Raw genomic sequence first — 17,020 nt, 5'->3', positions numbered from 1 at the left:
CTGGCATAAATCGCTCGGGAACAAGATTCCTGCCATCTGGGTTGAGTCGGTCAGACTTAACTCTGGAGGTTTCATGTCACAGACATATTCACTGCCGGTTCTCTTCGTTCCTGACGTCGTCGTGCTGCCCGGCATGGTCGTGCCCATCCCGCTCGACGATGCCGCGCAGGCCACCATCGACGCCGCCCGGGCGAGTGAGTCCGGGAAACTGCTGGTGGCGCCGCGTTTGGACGACCGGTATCCCACCTACGGTGTCATCGCGTCGATCGTGCAGGTCGGGCGTATCCCGGGTGGCGGCCTCGCCGCCGTCGTCAAGGGTGAGCAGCGTGCGCAGATCGGTACCGGAACACCTGGCCACGGAGCAGCGCTCTGGGTCGAGGTGACCGAGGCCGAGTCCGCCGACATCACCGACGCAGACCGCGACCTGGCGGCCGAGTACAAGAAGCTCGTCCTGGCCATGCTGCAGCGCCGGGAGGCCTGGCAGCTCATCGACGCCGTGAACAAGATGAGTGACCCGTCCGATCTCGCCGACACGTCGGGCTATGCCTCGTGGCTGACCGACGAACAGAAGCGGGAGCTGCTCGAGACCCCGGTGACCGCTGCGCGGTTGCGCCTGCTCATCGAGTGGACCGGCGACCACCTCGCCGAGTCCGAGGTGACCGAGAAGATCGCCGAGGACGTCCGCGCGGGTATGGACAAGCAGCAGAAGGAATTCCTGCTGCGACAGCAACTCGCCGCCATTCGCAAGGAGCTCGGTGAGGACGAACCCGAGGGCGCCGACGACTACCGCGGCCGCGTGGAAGAGGCGGACCTGCCGGAGAAGGTGCGTGAAGCAGCGCTCCGCGAGGTGGGCAAGCTCGAACGCGCCAGCGACCAGTCGCCGGAGACCGGATGGATTCGCACCTGGCTCGACACCGTCCTCGAGCTGCCGTGGAACACACGTACCGAGGACTCCACCGACGTGAAGGGCGCGCGCGAGATCCTCGACGCCGATCACCACGGTCTCGATGACGTGAAGGACCGCATCGTCGAATACCTGGCGGTGCGTGCCCGCCGCGCCGAACGCGGCCTCCAGGTCGTCGGTGGACGCGGGTCGGGCGCCGTGATGGTGCTCGCCGGCCCTCCCGGCGTCGGCAAGACCTCGCTCGGCGAGAGCGTCGCCCGGGCGCTCGGACGCAAGTTCGTGCGCGTCGCCCTCGGCGGTGTGCGCGACGAGTCGGAGATCCGCGGTCACCGCCGTACCTACGTCGGCGCGCTGCCCGGCCGGATCGTGCGTGCCATCGGCGAGGCGGGGTCGATGAATCCCGTTGTGCTGCTGGACGAGATCGACAAGGTGGGGTCGGACTACCGGGGCGACCCGGCGGCGGCTCTGCTGGAGGTCCTCGACCCCGCGCAGAACCACACCTTCCGCGATCACTACCTCGATCTCGATCTCGACCTGTCCGACGTGTTGTTCCTCGCGACGGCCAACGTCATCGAGAACATCCCGTCGGCGCTGCTCGACCGGATGGAGCTGGTCACGCTCGACGGCTACACCGAGGACGACAAGGTCGCCATCGCCCGCGACTACCTGCTACCCCGGCAGGCCGAGCGTGCGGCGCTGACCGCCGACGAGGTGACCGTCACCGATGCGGCGTTGCGGGAGATCGCGGCCAACTACACCCGCGAACCCGGTGTGCGGCAGTTCGAACGGCTGCTCGCGAAGGCGTTGCGCAAGGCCGCGACCAACCTCGCGGTCGAATCGGGGGAGGGGGACAAGGCGACAGCTCCGGTCACCATCGACGAGCCGGACCTGCGCGACTACCTCGGTCGGCCGCGGTTCACGCCGGAGGCGGCGGAACGGACGGCGGTCCCCGGTGTCGCAACGGGTCTCGCGGTCACGGGAATGGGCGGCGATGTCCTCTTCATCGAGGTCAACGCCACCGACGGCGAGCCGGGTCTGAAGCTGACCGGGCAGCTCGGCGACGTGATGAAGGAGTCGGCACAGATCGCACTGTCGTACGTGCGGGCGCATGCCGAGCAACTCGGCGTCGACCCGAAGGCGCTCGACAAGACCATCCACGTGCACGTTCCGGCCGGAGCGGTGCCCAAGGACGGTCCGAGCGCCGGCGTCACCATGGTCACCGCGCTGGTATCGATGGCGACGGGTCGTCAGGTGCGCAGCGATGTCGGGATGACCGGCGAGGTCACGCTCAACGGGCGCGTCCTGCCGATCGGTGGGGTCAAGCAGAAACTGCTTGCCGCACAACGCAACGGATTGAAGACCGTCTTCATCCCGCAGCGCAATGAGCCCGACCTCGACGACGTGCCGGCCGAGGTGCTCGACGCCCTCGACGTGCGGCCGATGACCGATATCGCCGAGATCGTCGCGCAGGCACTGGAAGCCGCCGCCGATGCGAAGGTGACCGCAGCCTGATCTCGCCTCGACGACGCCACACCCCGGCGGGTGCGTGGACCGACCACGTCCCGCCGGGGTGTGTCGTTTGTGAGGACCGGGCCGTCGAGCGTCAGGCGCTGCCCTGCAGTTCGTCGGCGTTGACCGTGGTCGCCCATGACGGCAGGTCGGCGTACCGACTCCGCAGCGGCGCCTTGTCGATCTTCATCCCGGCCGTTCTCGGAAGCGGGTCGGCAACGAATTCGACGTACCTGGGTGTCTTGAACCGGGCGAGGCGGGACCGGCAGTGGTGGACGACATCATGGGCTGACAGTCCACCGCCCGCGCGTAGCAGCACCGCCGGGGCCTCCCCGAACTGCGCGTCGGCGACGCCGATCACCGCGACCTCGATGACACCATCGAGTTCCATGATGACCCGTTCGAGTTCTGCGGCGTAGATGTTGATGCCGCCCGAGATGATCACGTCCTTGATGCGGCCGACGATCCGCAGCAGACCGTCCTCGTCGCGTGCGGCGACATCGCCGGTGCGCAGCCAGCCGTCGACGAAGTTGGCGTTCGTCTGCTCCTCGTCACGCCAGTAACCGGCTGCGAGCCCGGGGCCGGAGATCCAGATCTCGCCGGCTTCTCCCGCGGTGCAGGCATTTCCATCTGCATTCCGCACGGTGAAGGTGTTGAGGATGCCGCCGAGTCCCACGCTGTCGGGGTGATGGATCGCCATCTCGACGGTGGGTACGGAGGCGTTCGATTGTGATTCGGTGAGGCCGTACACCTGGCGCAGCCCGATACCCTTGGCGGCCCACGAGTTGATCAGTTCAGTGGTGACCGGGTTGCCTCCGGTGAAAGCGACTGTCAGCGAGGACAGATCGGCATCGGCGAATGCCGGGTCGGAAGCCATCTGCTCGTAGAAGATGGTGGTCGCTCCCAGGTGCGAGATGTTGCTGTCGCGGATGAGGGCAAGGGCCACGCGGGGGTCCCAGTCAGGCAGGAAGACGGCGCTCCCACCGAGCACCAGTGGGGCCAGGAATCCGTTGAGCAGCCCGGCGCCGAAGGCCATCGAGCTGACGTTGAGCGACCTGACCCGCATGAAACCGGGCTCTTGGAGGCACCACTCGAAGAAGGCGTTCGTCAGTGAATCATGGGTGAAGACAACGCCTTTTGGTGATCCGGTCGATCCCGAGGTGGACAGGATCGCGACGGGGTGATCACCGGAGGTCGTCGGGGTCTCCCGCCCGGCCGGTGTCGAGGGTGGGGTGTGCACGGCCAGTGCATCGAGATCGGCGACCGGCGGGGCGTCGTCGAGATCCGCGACCACCGCGTCGACCGCCGGCCGGAACGCGTCGACCGCCACTATCAGGCTGGGCTCGAGTTTGGTGATGGCCTGGGTGAGTTCGACCGGGCCGTTGCGCTCGTTCAGCGGGCACAGCACCGCTCGGGTCTTGATGATCCCCACGGCGACCACCGCCCAGTTGTCAGAGGGTCGACCGACGATCGCGACCCGGTCGCCGAGCTGGATTCCCCGCGCGACGAGAGCGTCCGCGACTCGCTCAGCGCGTTCGTCCAGCTCGCCCCGGGTGAGAACCGAGCCGTCGCACTCGATGACCGGAGAGTCGGGTTGCCGAATCGCCCAGGCTGACAGCGGGCGCAGGATGTCGTGGTTCATGGTGCGTTCCTTCGGTGACGGGGTGTGTCGAGGAGGGCTGGAGCTGTGGTCCGGTGTCGGTGGCGACTCTCGTCGGGACCGGGTTGGGGGTCGGATGCGGCGCGCATGGCGAATGCCACATCGGTGCGGTCGTGGTGAAAGCCTGCGGATCGGAGCGCTTCCAGGAGAGGTCGGTCACCGGTGTCCACGGTGACCTCGATCTGTGCGGGATCACGGTCGTGCAGTAGCGCTGCCGCGGCGTCGACGAGAGCATTGATCGTGACCGCAGGGCTCGCGACACCGGGGCGTGTGGCGCGAATCGTCAAACGAGTTGCCTCGTCACGGTTGTCGACAGCGAAGTGGCCGACCGTGGTGCCCGAGTCGCCGGCCACCGCATACACGGTGGGTGCAGACGTGGGTTCGAGGTGCTGCCACACCGAGTGGGTGTCGCTGCTGTGCTCGAGGTCGCGCCGGACCGAGTGGATGCGTCCCGAGCCGGTCGCCGAGTGCAGCGGTGACGTCGAGGAAGGCACCAGCACATCTCTTTCGGCGACGATGGTCGCGCCGGCCCGGCCTGCTGCCCTGAGCGCTGCGGGATGTGACCCGAATGCGCAGGCAAGGACGTCGACGCCGGTATGTGCGGCGAAGCGGCGACCGGGTCCGAGCGCCTCGAAGGCCGCGGTGATGACTCCGGTGGAACGGAAGTCCGGATCGACCACTGCGCTCACCACGATCGGACCGTCGGTCGGGTTCTGGGTGAAGGTGAGAACAGCTGCGAGGCTGACGCCGTCCGTTCGTGGTGCTGCCCACCGGCGCAGTCGCGTGAACACCTCGGCGGTGCACGACGAACCATGCTGTTGCCGTTGCGCGCCAACCGAAGTGAAGCTCATCTCCGCGTCGACCCGGCGCGCGCGCTCGATCAGCTCGTGTGCATCTCCGACCGGCGGCCCGTCGTTCCAGTGGAGCGTGACCAGATCCCAGTCGATGTCGTCGTGACGACCTACGTCGAGGGCCATCGTCGGCTCTCGGGGGTACTGATCAACCGGTCCACCTCACGCCGAAAGAGGTGGCTTGCGATCTCGTTGCGGCCCAACAGCATCGTTCCGGCATCGAGACTCGACAAGGCCGCCTGCGAACTGTCCAGGATGGGAAAGTCCTCATCGTGAAGGATCGACACGAGGAGGCCCCAGTTCTTGGCCCACCGGCGCTGCCAGTGTTCGGGTTCGAGCCCGCTGTCGGCGATACTCGGTGCCAGGATGCGCATTTCCATGATCGAACGGTTGGGGTCCGCCCCGATCGGGCGGAACGTCAACAGCTCGAAGTGGGTGGCGTGCTTGAGCAGCATCGTGTTGGGCGCCAGGAAGCAACTCTCGATGGTGTGCGCCTCCATCTCCGCGGTCCACTTCACTTCGGTGCCGATGAACTGGTCCAGAGTCTTGCGGGCCGTCAGGAACCAGAAGGAACGTCCGAAGTCCTCGAGAGTGACCGCGTTGGTGTGGAGCATCTTTCCGGCGGTGTTGGGATGCGCGTACTTCACGTGATAGTTGTCGAGAAAGCCGTCCTGCATGATCTTCCAATTGACCGGTCGCTCATAGGGATGCGGATCGACACTGATCAGATCAGCGATCCCGTACTCGGCCATGAGCGCGTCCATGTCGGGTCCGAGCCAGGCCGCGACATCGATCTCGCGGTGCGCGTTGTCGACGACCCAGATGAACCCATGTCGCTCCTCCACCGGAAGGCTCACCAAACCGGACTTCGTCCTGTCGAAGTCGCCGAAGGTGTCGTCCAACGTGACCGTTCGGAGTGTGCCGTCAGGGCTGTATGACCACCGGTGATACGGGCACGAGAACAACCGGCATGTGCCGGATTTCTCGGTCACCAACTGGGCGCCCCGATGCCGGCAGGCATTGATGAAGGCCTTGACACTTCCGTCCCGCTGACGGATGACGACGACCTTGTTGCGCGGCAGGTCGATCGATACGAAGTCGTTGTTCCTGGGAATCTCCGACGAGTGCGCGACGATGAAGGGAACCTCGCCGAAGATGCGATCTCGCTCGAGTTCGGCGCGCACGGGGTCGTGGTAGTCGATCGCCCTGAACGGTTGGATCTCGGGGACCTGGTCGGTCGCTTTCCCATCGAGATGACCGAGCAATGCCCGCAGGGCACGAGTTCGCCGGTCCTGGATCGTCTGTGATCGATCATCGACGACTACCACTGGCCGCTCCTCTTCATGACAGTTGCGACGTCACCACTGACGAGCCCGGTGACGGACGGTCCGGGGTGGCTGTGACCCGGCTCACTCAAATAAACTAGTGGCATTAGTATAAATCGTCAAGAGAGTTCCCGCGTACACTTTGTGAGCCGACGCAGAGAAGAGGGTGCCCGTGGGCCGAAAGCCGATGATCCAGCGCGAGAACGCTGTTCGCGCCGCCCTGGACATCATCGATGCCGATGGGCCAGGGGCGCTGAGTCTGGAGAAGATGGCGGCGAAGCTCGGTGTCCGCTCGCCGTCGCTGTACAACCACTTCGACGACAAAGCCGAGATCCTGTCAGCGGTCGCTCGCCTCGTCGTCTCGGAGACGTCGCGACAACCCGACCCAACCGACGGCGAGGACTGGCAGCACTGGCTCGTCAGCGCCAGTGTGCTGTTCCGTCAGGCGCTGCTCACCCATCAGCGAGCTGTGCCGATCGTCGTCGAGCACTTCCCGCGAGGGCTACTGGAACGGCTCTACGCCGAACACTGCCGAATCCTGGGACTGTGCGGTGTGCCGCTCGACTCGCAGATGTTCATCCTGGAATCGGTCCATCGGATGACCATCGGTTCGGCGATGTGTATCGCCACGGGAAGACCGGCCATGGCCCCGTTCGAGAACCCAGAGCAGTTCGATCCTGATCTGGCGCGCTCGATGGAGACCGCACGCTGGACCGATGAACGCCTCTTCGTCGAGATGGTGACAGCATTCCTCGCCGGAGTGTCGCGTCAGTTCTCCGAGCCCGACGAGGTGTCCGGCGGCTGATCCGGCATCGCCGGGGCCGGTGCGCCCGGATACGTCACGTCCAGGCGGAGACGGCGTCGGTGTAGAACGCCATCCGTTTCCGGAGCGCATCGGGGTCGATGCCGAATTCCTCGGGCCTGTACCGGTGTCGGCCCTTTCCGTGGCGTGGTTGCGCGGCATCGTGTTCGGCGAGCAGTGTGGCGATATCGGGCGGATCGATGTCGGCCGCGGCGTAGACCCGGCCGATCGTCGTCTCGGGTCGGGCCACCAGGTCCCGGTAATCGAGGTCGAGGATCGTCGTCGATGTCGCCGCGGGCGACGACCGGAACTCCAGCGCCCGCCGGAACCACAGCTCGGACTGCTCGATCTGGAATCGGCCGACATCGTGTCCGTCCACGTCGTCGCTGTAGGTCGAGCGGTACGTCGCGAACAGGCTGGCCCCCGATGCCACGGTCTCCACGATGTCGCGGTGCAGGTGCACGATGCAGACACCGGGATACGTGGCGGCGAGGTGGCCGAGTTCTGGTGTGTGCGCGGGCGCTTTGAGCAACCAGCGTCGATCCGAACCGTCGTCGAGGATCTGCAACATGCGCCGGTGGTTGGTGTACTCGGCGGCGAAATCCTGGGTGGCGAGCCACGACGAGTACCCGTCGAGGCGCATCGTGGAGCTGAATCCCCAGTTGCGCATGGTGGTCCCCATCCCCAGAACGCACTCCTCCGGGAGGAGCGGTCCGGAGTCGTGGACGGCGGCCATGGACGGATTGAGCAGCTGAAGTGGATTCGGCTGACGCGCTTGATCTTCGACGAACCGCTCGCGCTCGTCGGGGGTCATCCGCGCGGCCCGCCAGGGAGCGTACAGTTCCAGCGGTCGCGGTGCCCGCAGGCGCGGGTCGCGGGCGAGGAGCCGGAACAGGAACGTGGTACCGGTACGCCACCCGCCGATGATCACGATGGGTGGTGCGATGGACCGCTGTGCCACTGCGGGATCGGTACGCAGCGTCTTGTCGAAGATCGAGCGGGCACGCAGCTTTCCGACGGCCGCGTCCTGGGCGTGACGGACCCCGACCGCGTTCAACCGACCGTCGGTTGCTGCCGACTCGAGATACTGCTCCAGGCCCGGCCGCCACTCGGCGGGGTCGCCCAGTCCTTCGACGCCGTGCTCGCCCGTCGCGCGTTCGACGAGCCCGTCCGCGGTCTGGGCGCCGAGCCGGTAGCGGTCGGGATGGGCCGCGCGGTCAGCCTCGGCCGAGGCGTAGATGTTCCGTGCTGTCCCGGTCCGCTCGGGCGCTGCCCAACGGGTCATGGGGCATCTCGCAATTCGTCGAGCCCGACGACCCGGGCGGAGGGGAGTGCGGGGGTGTCGGCCGGCTGCAGGAAACGCATCACGACGATGCCGAAATCCCGGCCTTCCGTGTCGATCCAGTCTCCTGCGCCGGGGTCTTCGGCGGCGACGACGAACCGATAGCGGCCGTCGACGAGGGTCGCCGTTCCGCCCGTGTACGAGACGGGGCGGTACCGGAAGTCGAGCGAGTTCAGGAATCGGCTGTAGGCGAGAATGTTCCAGTACCGGCAGTCGACGACGTCTCCCTCGATCACCAGCGCCTGCCCGGGGTCGAGCTGCCAACCGCCGCGCACGTAGTGGATGCCCGGTTCGGTGAACACCGCGCCGCCGGACATCTCCGACCAGTGCCGCATCGTGTTCGGGGGATCGTGGTCGTCCTTGGTGGACACCTCGAAGATCGTCGGCAACATCGACGTCATGGTGCCGAGCGTGCCGAGTCGCGCGCAGAACTTCGCCGGGTCCAGCGCCGGGGGAGTGGGTGGTTCGACGAGCGGTTCGATGGTGCACCGCCCCGCCTCGCCGCGGGAGGCGTCGTCGTGGAAGAAGCGCACCCAGATCACCGAGGACTTCTCGGGCAGATCCAGATGGTCCGCGCCGTTGTCGGACCCGGCATCACCGCCGACGAGGATCTCGAACGAACCATCGTCGTCGAAATCGATCGCGTCGCTGTCGATCCGGGCGGTGGCCTCCGAGTTGATGCCACCGGTACGTCGGTAGGCGGTGACCGAGACGTACACGGCGTCGCCACGATTCCCGCGGATGCGGTACGACCGGTCGCTCCGCACGTCGGCCACCCAGTATCGGAAGTCCGGATTGTCCATCAGGAACTTGTGTCGCCACCCGTTGAAGGGCACCAGTTCGGGACGCTCCCGGTCGACATCGAAGCGAGACAACTGATTCGACAATCCGCGGATGAGTGCGCGGTAGCCGTCGGCCTGTTCGGCAGGACCGAGCCCGGCTGTGTCGAGCGCGATCTTGTCGCCCGCGGCCCGGAGCGCATCGACGAGACCGTTCCACGCGTCGACCTCGGGTCGTGAGGAGTCGCTCACGAGAACCGGACCCGGTCGTCGCGCCGGTAGTGCGGGCCGATGTCGTCGATGAGCACTCCCGGCTCGGCGGCCACGACCGCCGGGATCGCGTCGAGCACCGCTCGCACCGACGCCGTGGTGATCGGATTGGTATGGCCCGCACCGATGCCGAACTCCAGCTGGGTCCGCATCTCGGCCGGCTCGCCGCTCACGACCAGCGTGTAGGCGATCGGGCTGGTGAACCCGCCGAAGGGGAGGTCGTCGCCGCGGTAGACGACGTCCGCGGCGGCGAGGTACCAGCATTCCTCGTTGGTGAAGAAGTGATGATCGCCGAGGTATCCGCGATGGGTCAGGTGCAGTGCGGCCGCGGTTCCCTTCTCGATCGTGGTCGTGCCGACCCGGGCGTCCTCGGCGGCGGGAAGACCCCGCAGCGACGTCTCCACCCGGACCTCGGAACTGTCGGAGCCGTAGAGCGCATGGGCGACGTTGCCGGTGAGGTCGCCGTAGTAGAGGTCGCCGCCCCGGGCCACCGGCGAATCCGGGCCCAGGGAGTCGAGGTCGGCGCCGAAACCCAGTGCTCCGAGGCCTCCCCACATCGACCCCGCGCTGGTGAAGTCGACGGCCTCGACCGACCGGACGTGGCTGACCGACGACATCGCCTTGGCCATCGTCATCGCCAGCCGTTCGACGATGAACGTGGGATGGACTCCGGTGCCGTGCAGCGTCGAACCGCCCGCCAGGCACGCCTCGAGCAGTTGCCGCGGCGATTTGCGGAACGGACTCATCCAGTTCGGCATCGACACGTTGTGATACGCCGCGGTCGCGACCACGTTCTTGCCCGAGGCGAGCAGGTCGACGACGTCGTCGTCGAGGCCCTTGAGCACCGCGGCCGGCGCAGGGGTGACCACGACGCAGTCGACATCGAGTGCCTTGATCGCTTCGCGATCGGTGGTGGCCGGAATCCCGATGGGGTCGGTGCGCACCAGCTCGCCGATGTCGCGCCCGTCCTTTTCCGGGTTGCGGACCAGGGCACCCACCACCTCGAAGGCGGGATCGGCGACGGCGGCGCGGATCACCGCGCCGCCGACCTCGCCCGGCCCCCACACCGCGATCCGATGGGGCCGGGCCGGCGCGGCGGTATCGGGAAGTGGCGGGCGTGGCGTCATCGGCCGTCCTCGAGTTTGGTGGGCGTGCCGTGAGACGGCCACCCGAAGTGGAAGCGCGCGGTTCCTGTTGAAATCTGCCGTGCCCGGTCCGGGGTGTCAAGGTTCGATGGCCCGCCGGGCATCCCTCGGCTGATCCGTATGACGTCGGGTTCGGAATCCGGACTCAACGTCATACGCGTTCCATGTCAGGGGCATCGCGCGTGGGCGCGGCGGTTGCGAATCCGACCCGCCGCCGAGCCCTGAGTGAGGTGTGCTCAACTTTTTTGGAGCATCGGGGAACAATCTTCGGATGCGCCCCGTTACACACTTCGAGAAACCTGAGCGACAAGGACTCAAGTCGGTTTGACTCGGACCCGCTTTTTCAGTAGGACATGAGTCGGACGCACTGAAGTCCGGTCCCGCAGGCTTCGGACATCAACCCCGGTCCGATCGTTCCGGTCGAGCCGCGGGAACCAGAACTCGGGTGCACACCCACAAACTAGGAGGAAGCCAAACATGTCTCGTGCTGTTGGAATCGACCTCGGCACCACCAACTCGGTGGTGGCGGTGCTCGAAGGCGGCGAAGCCGCTGTCATCGCCAACGCCGAGGGCGCCCGGACCACGCCGTCCGTGGTCGCGTTCGCGCGTAACGGCGAGGTGCTGGTCGGTCAGCCCGCAAAGAACCAGGCGGTCACCAACGTCGACCGCACCATCCGCTCCGTCAAGCGCCACATGGGCGAAGGCGACTGGACCGTCGAGATCGACGACAAGAAGTACACCCCGCAGGAGATCAGTGCGCGCACGCTCATGAAGCTGAAGCGCGACGCCGAGTCGTACCTGGGCGAGGACGTCACCGACGCCGTCATCACGGTGCCCGCGTACTTCAACGACTCCCAGCGCCAGGCCACCAAGGAAGCCGGCCAGATCGCCGGCCTCAACGTGCTCCGCATCGTCAACGAGCCCACCGCGGCCGCTCTGGCCTACGGCCTGGACAAGGGCGAGAAGGAACAGACCATCCTGGTCTTCGACCTCGGTGGCGGTACGTTCGACGTCTCGCTGCTCGAGATCGGCGACGGCGTCGTGGAGGTCCGTGCGACCTCCGGTGACAACCACCTCGGTGGTGACGACTGGGATCAGCGTGTCGTCGACTGGCTCGTCGAGAAGTTCAAGAGCCAGAACGGCATCGACCTGACCAAGGACAAGATGGCCCTGCAGCGTCTGCGTGAGGCTGCCGAGAAGGCCAAGATCGAACTCTCGAGCTCGCAGAGCACCTCGATCAACCTGCCCTACATCACCGTCGACGCCGACAAGAACCCGCTGTTCCTCGACGAGCAGCTCTCGCGCAGCGAGTTCCAGAAGATCACCTCTGATCTGCTGGAGCGCACCCGCGCACCGTTCCAGGCCGTCATCAAGGATGCGGGCATCTCCGTCGGCGACATCGACCACGTCGTGCTCGTCGGTGGTTCGACCCGTATGCCGGCCGTCACCGACCTGGTCAAGGAACTGACCGGCGGCCGCGAGCCCAACAAGGGCGTCAACCCGGACGAGGTCGTCGCCGTCGGCGCCGCACTGCAGGCCGGTGTGCTCCGCGGTGAGGTCAAGGACGTGCTGCTCCTCGACGTGACCCCGCTGTCGCTCGGTATCGAGACCAAGGGCGGCGTCATGCACAAGCTGATCGAGCGCAACACCACGATCCCGACCAAGCGCTCGGAGACCTACACCACGGCCGAGGACAACCAGCCGTCGGTGCAGATCCAGGTCTACCAGGGTGAGCGCGAGATCGCGTCGCACAACAAGTTGCTCGGCAGCTTCGAGCTGGGCGGCATCGCGCCCGCGCCGCAGGGTGTCCCGCAGATCGAGGTGACCTTCGACATCGACGCCAACGGCATCGTGCACGTCACCGCCAAGGACAAGGGCACCGGCAAGGAGAACTCGATCCGCATCCAGGACGGTTCCGGCCTGAGCAAGGACGAGATCGACCGCATGATCAAGGACGCGGAGGCCCACGCGGACGAGGACCGCAAGCGCCGCGAGGAGGCCGAGACCCGCAACCAGGCGGAATCGCTCGTCCACCAGACCGAGAAGTTCCTCAAGGAGAACGAGGACAAGGTCCCCGCGGAGCTCAAGGACAAGGTCGAGGCCGCTGTCGCCGGCGCGCAGGAAGCGCTGAAGGGCAACGACTCCGCCGCGATCAAGTCCGCGATCGAGAAGCTGTCGGAGGAGTCCCAGGCCCTCGGCCAGGCGATCTACGCCAACGCCGCCGCGGAAACCCCCGACGGTGAGGCAGCCGGCGCCGACAGCGATCCCGATGTCGTCGACGCCGAGGTCGTCGACGAGACCGACTCGAAGGAGAACAAGTGACCGCAGGATCCCATTCGGCGAATGGGTCCGGCGAGGAGCCGGTGACGGTGACCGACCGTCGTCGCATCGATCCGGAAACCGGTGAGGTGCGCGACGAGCCGGCCGCCGGCCCCGGCCCGGCAGACGCCGAACCGATCGCCGACGAGTCACAGGCGGATGAGCAGCAGGCCGACGGCGCAGCCGGCGAACCGGATGCCCGCGTCGCCGAACTGACGGCCGATCTGCAACGGGAACGCGCGCAGTTCGCCAACTTCCGGCGGCGGGCCGCGGAGGAGAAGCAGGGATCTGTCGCCTACGGCAAGCAGATCCTGATCGACAAGCTGCTCCCGATCATCGACGACCTCGACCGTGCCCGCGAGCACGGCGATCTCGAGAGCGGTCCGCTGCGTGCGGTCGCCGACAAGCTGACCGGCGTGCTGGCGGCCGAGGGGCTCGTCGCCTTCGGCGCGGCCGGCGACGAGTTCAATCCCGAACTCCACGAGGCCGTGCAGCATGACGGCACCGGCGAGCGTCCGGTCATCGGAGCGGTGTATCGATGCGGGTATCGACTGGGCGAGAAGGTGATCCGCACCGCCATGGTGACGGTCACCGATCCCGACCCCGCCGCAGACCCGACCGGTGCACAATAGAGCGACCGCGGGTGAACCCTGAGGGCGAACCCACCGCCGATCCCTGAGGTGCGACGAGCCACGAAGGGCGACGAACCCTTCGTGGCTCGCTTCGCCCGCACCTCAGGGGGCAGGTGGTCCACAAATCAAACACCAATCCAGACAACAGAACTCAAGGGAGGTGACGTCTGGTGGCACCACAACGTGAGTGGTTAGAACACGACTTCTACAAGGACCTGGGCGTTGCTTCTGACGCTTCGGCTGAAGAGATCAAGAAGGCCTATCGCAAGCTCGCTCGCGAGCTGCATCCGGACGCGAATCCGGGTGACGCCGCGGCCGAAGAACGCTTCAAGCGGGTGTCCGAAGCCCACAGCGTGCTCGGCGATCCCGAGAAGCGCAAAGAATACGACGAGACGCGAGCCATGTTCGCCGGCGGACGATTCCGCGGCGGCGGCAACGGCTTCCCGGGCGGATTCCCCGGTGGCGGCACGACGTACACGACCGGCGGCGGCAACGACTTCGACCTCGGCGACCTGTTCGGCGGGGCGCAGACGGCCGGTGGCGGCGGCGGATTCGGCGACATCTTCGACGGGCTCTTCAACCGCGGTGGCGGAACACAGCGCACCTCGACGGCGAGTCGTCCGCGCCGCGGCAAGGACCTCGAGACCGAGACGACCCTGTCCTTCAAGGACGCGGCGCTCGGGACCACGGTTCCGCTGCGGGTGACCAGCCCGTCCCCCTGCACGACCTGTCACGGTTCCGGCGCCAAGCCGGGCACCAGTCCGCGGGTCTGCGCCAACTGCAACGGTTCCGGCTTCGTCAGCCGCAACCAGGGAGCGTTCGGATTCAGCGAGCCGTGCCAGGACTGCCAGGGCACCGGTTCACGCATCGACGATCCGTGCACCGACTGCGACGGCAGCGGCGTGAAGGTCCGCGCCCGCACCATCAATGTCCGCATCCCGGCCGGAGTCGAAGACGGACAACGCATCCGGCTCGCCGGGCAGGGTGAGGCCGGTCGGCGCGGCGCGCCGTCGGGCGACCTGTACGTCGTCGTCCATGTCACGCCCTCCAAACAGTTCACCCGCAGCGGCAACGACCTGCGTGTGCAGTTGCCGGTACGCATCTCCGAACTCGTTCTCGGCGCGACGGTCTCGGTGCCGACGCTCGAGGGTTCGGTCGGGGTCAAGATCCCGGCGAACACCACCGACGGACGGACCCTGCGGGTGCGCGGCCGAGGCGTCCCCAAGCGTTCCGGGGGTGCGGGCGATTTGCTCGTCACCGTCAAGGTCGCGGTGCCCGACAAGCTCGACGACGCCGCGGTAGAGGCCATGCGCGCCTACGATCAGGCCGAACGCGCCAGCGGTTTCGACCCGAGAGCGAACTGGGGTAGGTGAGTCATGGCCGGCCAGAAGAACTTCGACGCCGACAGCGCGACATTCATGATCTCGGTGGCCGCCGAACTCGCCGGCATGCACGCCCAGACCCTGCGGACCTATGACCGACTGGGTCTGGTCACCCCCCAGCGGACGAGTGGCGGCGGACGCCGCTACTCGTCCCGCGACGTCGAACTCCTGCGAGAGATCCAGCGTCTCTCGCAGGAGGAGGGCGTCAACCTCGCCGGCATCAAACGCATCATCGATCTCAGCAACCAGGTCGAGGCGTTGCAGCACCGCGTACGCGAACTGACCGACGAGGTCCAGGCGCAGGCCGCCCGGACCCGACGCGGGGGCGAGCTCGTCCCGGTGCCGCGCACCAATGCGCTCGTCGTCTGGCAGCCGCGCCGCAAGCGCACCGCCGACTGATACTTCCTCAACCGGGGCACGTTGGACGGCTGTACGCCGTCCCGACTACGTACCTTGCCCTACTGGGTACCGTGGACATATGGCTTCCGAACCCGTCACCACCGTCGATTCCGGTCCGCACAAGGTCTCCCGTCGGGTCGTCGTCAACGCCCCGGCCACCGAGGTCTTCGCACTCGTCGCCAATCCGCACCGCCATCCCGAACTCGACGGTTCGGGCACGGTGCGCGACACCCCGGTCGAGGGACCCGAGACCCTCACCCGCGGCGCGCGGTTCAGCGTCGGGATGAAGCAGTACGGGGTGCCCTACAAGATCACCTCGACGGCCACCGACGTCGAGACCGACCGGGTCGTCGAATGGCAGCACCCGTTCGGTCATCGCTGGCGCTGGGACCTCGAGGCCACCTCACCGACCACCACCACGGTCACCGAGACCTTCGACTACTCGACCCTGCGCGTCCCGAAGGTCATGGAACTCATCGGATACGACAAGAAGAACGGCAAGGGGATCGAGGGAACTCTCCGCGCGCTCGCGGCCCGTTTCGCCTGAGCGCGGCCGCCCGATGGACTCCGCCGCAGACAATCCGTCTCCCGCGCCCACCGATCCCGTCGATCCCGGTGACCCCGCCGATCCCGTCGTGGTCCTCGGCGTCGTCGCCGCCCCCGGACAGGCCATCGGCCTCGCACGCAAACTCGTCGAGGCGAACCTGGCCGATCACGTCCAGACGACGTTTCCCGGCGCCCGATGGCAGGTCGAGCTCGTCGAGGCCGCGGTGGTGCAACCCCCGGCCGGCGACGCCGAGATCGTCGACGCCACGCGCGATCTCATGCTCGACCACGAGTGGGACCTGGTCGTCTGTATGACCGACCTGCCGCTGCACGTCGGAAAACGGCCCGTGGTGGCCCACGCCAATGCGGTGCACGGCGTCGCGGTCCTCTCGGTACCCGCACTCGGTGCGACCGGAGTCCGGCAGCGGACGCGCGGGATCATCACCGGACTCGTCGGGCAGCTGCTCGGGGCCGACGCCGATGACCTGCGCGAGCACCAGAAGTCCCCGTCACGGTCCGCGCTGCGTCATCGGGTCCGTCAGCTCGGCACCGACGTCGACGACGACGGCACCGCGTTCACCGCGCGAGTACTCACGGGCAACCTCCGCCTCCTCAGCGGCATGGTCCGCGCCAACCGGCCCTGGCGACTCGCCCTGGGCCTCACCCGCGCTCTCACCGGCGCGATAGCCGCCGGCGTGTTCGCGCTCGTGACCGCCGACATCTGGCTGCTCGCCGACACTTTCGGCGGCGTCCGGCTCACCGGCGTGGCCCTGGGCTCGATCATCGCCATCACCGCCACCCTGATCATCGGCGCCAACCTGTGGGAGCGGGGGAGTTCGCGCCAGACCAGAGAACAGGTGGCGCTGTTCAACATCACCACGGTGATCACGGTGGTCCTCGGCGTCGCGGCCTTCTACGCGGCGCTCTTCGTCCTCGCCGCACTCGGCGCTCTCTGCCTGGTGGTCCCGCAGGTGTTCAGCGAGACTCTCGGACACCCGGCCGGTGTCACCGACTACCTCGAGGTCGCCTGGCTGACGTGTTCGCTCGCGACGGTGGGCGGGGCGTTGGGCGCCGGCCTCGAGACCGACGAGTCGGTCCGCGATGCGGCCTACACACAGCATCCGGCCGACCCGATCTGAGCGGGTGGGCTCAGCC

14 protein-coding genes are annotated in these 17,020 nt (G+C 67.2%); 8 read left to right on the top strand and 6 right to left on the bottom strand.

Annotation, left to right across the window (positions count from 1 at the left end; genetic code table 11):
- The first annotated feature begins 73 nt into the window (after positions 1-73).
- Positions 74-2,416 carry an endopeptidase La gene (lon, locus tag ACSUZC_RS20805; RefSeq protein ID WP_439030350.1) on the top strand — a complete coding sequence of 781 codons (2,343 nt, stop codon included), beginning with the start codon at positions 74-76 and terminating at the stop codon, positions 2,414-2,416.
- Between the two features lie 91 nt (positions 2,417-2,507).
- Here lon and ACSUZC_RS20800 read toward each other — a convergent pair whose 3' ends face one another.
- From ACSUZC_RS20800 to ACSUZC_RS20790, 3 genes are read right to left on the bottom strand one after another with little or no spacing between them, the layout of a single operon-like run.
- Positions 2,508-4,055: a class I adenylate-forming enzyme family protein gene (locus ACSUZC_RS20800; protein WP_439030349.1), complete on the bottom strand. Its 1,548-nt coding sequence runs from the start codon at positions 4,053-4,055 to the stop codon at positions 2,508-2,510.
- Positions 4,052-5,050 carry a hypothetical protein gene (locus ACSUZC_RS20795; RefSeq protein WP_439030348.1) on the bottom strand — a complete coding sequence of 333 codons (999 nt, stop codon included), beginning with the start codon at positions 5,048-5,050 and terminating at the stop codon, positions 4,052-4,054. The genes ACSUZC_RS20800 and ACSUZC_RS20795 overlap by 4 nt, the downstream gene beginning before the upstream one ends.
- Positions 5,035-6,252, bottom strand: a complete 1,218-nt coding sequence (locus tag ACSUZC_RS20790; protein ID WP_439030347.1) for an aromatic ring-hydroxylating oxygenase subunit alpha — start codon at positions 6,250-6,252, stop codon at positions 5,035-5,037. Before ACSUZC_RS20790 ends, ACSUZC_RS20795 begins: the two co-directional genes overlap by 16 nt.
- Positions 6,253-6,421: 169 nt before the next feature.
- Between ACSUZC_RS20790 and ACSUZC_RS20785 the strand changes: the two genes are divergently transcribed.
- Positions 6,422-7,054 (top strand): TetR family transcriptional regulator, encoded by a 633-nt coding sequence (locus tag ACSUZC_RS20785; RefSeq protein WP_439030346.1) that lies wholly within the window; start codon positions 6,422-6,424, stop codon positions 7,052-7,054.
- A gap of 34 nt (positions 7,055-7,088) precedes the next feature.
- On the opposite strand, the gene ACSUZC_RS20780 is transcribed toward ACSUZC_RS20785, so the two are convergent.
- From ACSUZC_RS20780 to ACSUZC_RS20770, 3 genes are read right to left on the bottom strand one after another with little or no spacing between them, the layout of a single operon-like run.
- The gene (locus tag ACSUZC_RS20780) at positions 7,089-8,336 is read right to left on the bottom strand and encodes a sulfotransferase family protein (protein WP_439030345.1); all 1,248 of its coding nucleotides are present in this window, start codon (positions 8,334-8,336) and stop codon (positions 7,089-7,091) included.
- The gene (locus tag ACSUZC_RS20775) at positions 8,333-9,424 is read right to left on the bottom strand and encodes a DUF1214 domain-containing protein (protein ID WP_439030344.1); all 1,092 of its coding nucleotides are present in this window, start codon (positions 9,422-9,424) and stop codon (positions 8,333-8,335) included. Before ACSUZC_RS20775 ends, ACSUZC_RS20780 begins: the two co-directional genes overlap by 4 nt.
- On the bottom strand, positions 9,421-10,569 hold the full coding sequence (locus ACSUZC_RS20770) for a hypothetical protein (RefSeq protein ID WP_439030343.1): 1,149 nt from the start codon (positions 10,567-10,569) through the stop codon (positions 9,421-9,423). The genes ACSUZC_RS20775 and ACSUZC_RS20770 overlap by 4 nt, the downstream gene beginning before the upstream one ends.
- A gap of 495 nt (positions 10,570-11,064) precedes the next feature.
- On the opposite strand from ACSUZC_RS20770, the gene dnaK reads away from it, so the two are divergent.
- The 6 genes from dnaK to ACSUZC_RS20740 all read left to right on the top strand — a co-directional run bounded on the left by dnaK (position 11,065) and on the right by ACSUZC_RS20740 (position 17,004).
- Positions 11,065-12,909: a molecular chaperone DnaK gene (dnaK, locus tag ACSUZC_RS20765; RefSeq protein WP_439030342.1), complete on the top strand. Its 1,845-nt coding sequence runs from the start codon at positions 11,065-11,067 to the stop codon at positions 12,907-12,909.
- A complete protein-coding gene (grpE, locus tag ACSUZC_RS20760) occupies positions 12,906-13,538 on the top strand; it encodes a nucleotide exchange factor GrpE (protein ID WP_439030341.1) in 633 nt (210 codons plus the stop codon). Before dnaK ends, grpE begins: the two co-directional genes overlap by 4 nt.
- A gap of 170 nt (positions 13,539-13,708) precedes the next feature.
- Entirely contained in the window at positions 13,709-14,911 is a 1,203-nt protein-coding gene (gene dnaJ, locus ACSUZC_RS20755; protein ID WP_439030340.1) for a molecular chaperone DnaJ, read from the top strand.
- A gap of 3 nt (positions 14,912-14,914) precedes the next feature.
- A complete protein-coding gene (locus tag ACSUZC_RS20750; RefSeq protein ID WP_439030339.1) occupies positions 14,915-15,319 on the top strand; it encodes a heat shock protein transcriptional repressor HspR in 405 nt (134 codons plus the stop codon).
- Between the two features lie 79 nt (positions 15,320-15,398).
- On the top strand, positions 15,399-15,866 hold the full coding sequence (locus ACSUZC_RS20745; protein ID WP_439030338.1) for an SRPBCC family protein: 468 nt from the start codon (positions 15,399-15,401) through the stop codon (positions 15,864-15,866).
- Between the two features lie 13 nt (positions 15,867-15,879).
- Positions 15,880-17,004, top strand: coding sequence for a hypothetical protein (locus tag ACSUZC_RS20740; protein WP_439030337.1), 1,125 nt, complete (start codon positions 15,880-15,882; stop codon positions 17,002-17,004).
- Positions 17,005-17,020: the final 16 nt, after the last annotated feature.

The organism is Gordonia terrae (assembly GCF_051789125.1).
Taxonomy (GTDB): domain Bacteria; phylum Actinomycetota; class Actinomycetes; order Mycobacteriales; family Mycobacteriaceae; genus Gordonia; species Gordonia terrae_A.
The sequence above is the reverse complement of the archived record's forward strand: the minus strand, read 5'-3'. Positions and strand labels throughout refer to the sequence as shown.

What these genes read in the sequence shown, in the direction of transcription:
- lon (WP_439030350.1), top strand. Translation starts at nt 74, where the DNA reads ATGTCACAGACATATTCACTGCCGGTTCTCTTCGTTCCTGACGTCGTC.
- ACSUZC_RS20800 (WP_439030349.1), bottom strand. Translation starts at nt 4,055, where the DNA reads ATGAACCACGACATCCTGCGCCCGCTGTCAGCCTGGGCGATTCGGCAA.
- ACSUZC_RS20795 (WP_439030348.1), bottom strand. Translation starts at nt 5,050, where the DNA reads ATGGCCCTCGACGTAGGTCGTCACGACGACATCGACTGGGATCTGGTC.
- ACSUZC_RS20780 (WP_439030345.1), bottom strand. Translation starts at nt 8,336, where the DNA reads ATGACCCGTTGGGCAGCGCCCGAGCGGACCGGGACAGCACGGAACATC.
- ACSUZC_RS20770 (WP_439030343.1), bottom strand. Translation starts at nt 10,569, where the DNA reads ATGACGCCACGCCCGCCACTTCCCGATACCGCCGCGCCGGCCCGGCCC.
- dnaK (WP_439030342.1), top strand. Translation starts at nt 11,065, where the DNA reads ATGTCTCGTGCTGTTGGAATCGACCTCGGCACCACCAACTCGGTGGTG.
- ACSUZC_RS20750 (WP_439030339.1), top strand. Translation starts at nt 14,915, where the DNA reads ATGGCCGGCCAGAAGAACTTCGACGCCGACAGCGCGACATTCATGATC.
- ACSUZC_RS20745 (WP_439030338.1), top strand. Translation starts at nt 15,399, where the DNA reads ATGGCTTCCGAACCCGTCACCACCGTCGATTCCGGTCCGCACAAGGTC.
- ACSUZC_RS20740 (WP_439030337.1), top strand. Translation starts at nt 15,880, where the DNA reads ATGGACTCCGCCGCAGACAATCCGTCTCCCGCGCCCACCGATCCCGTC.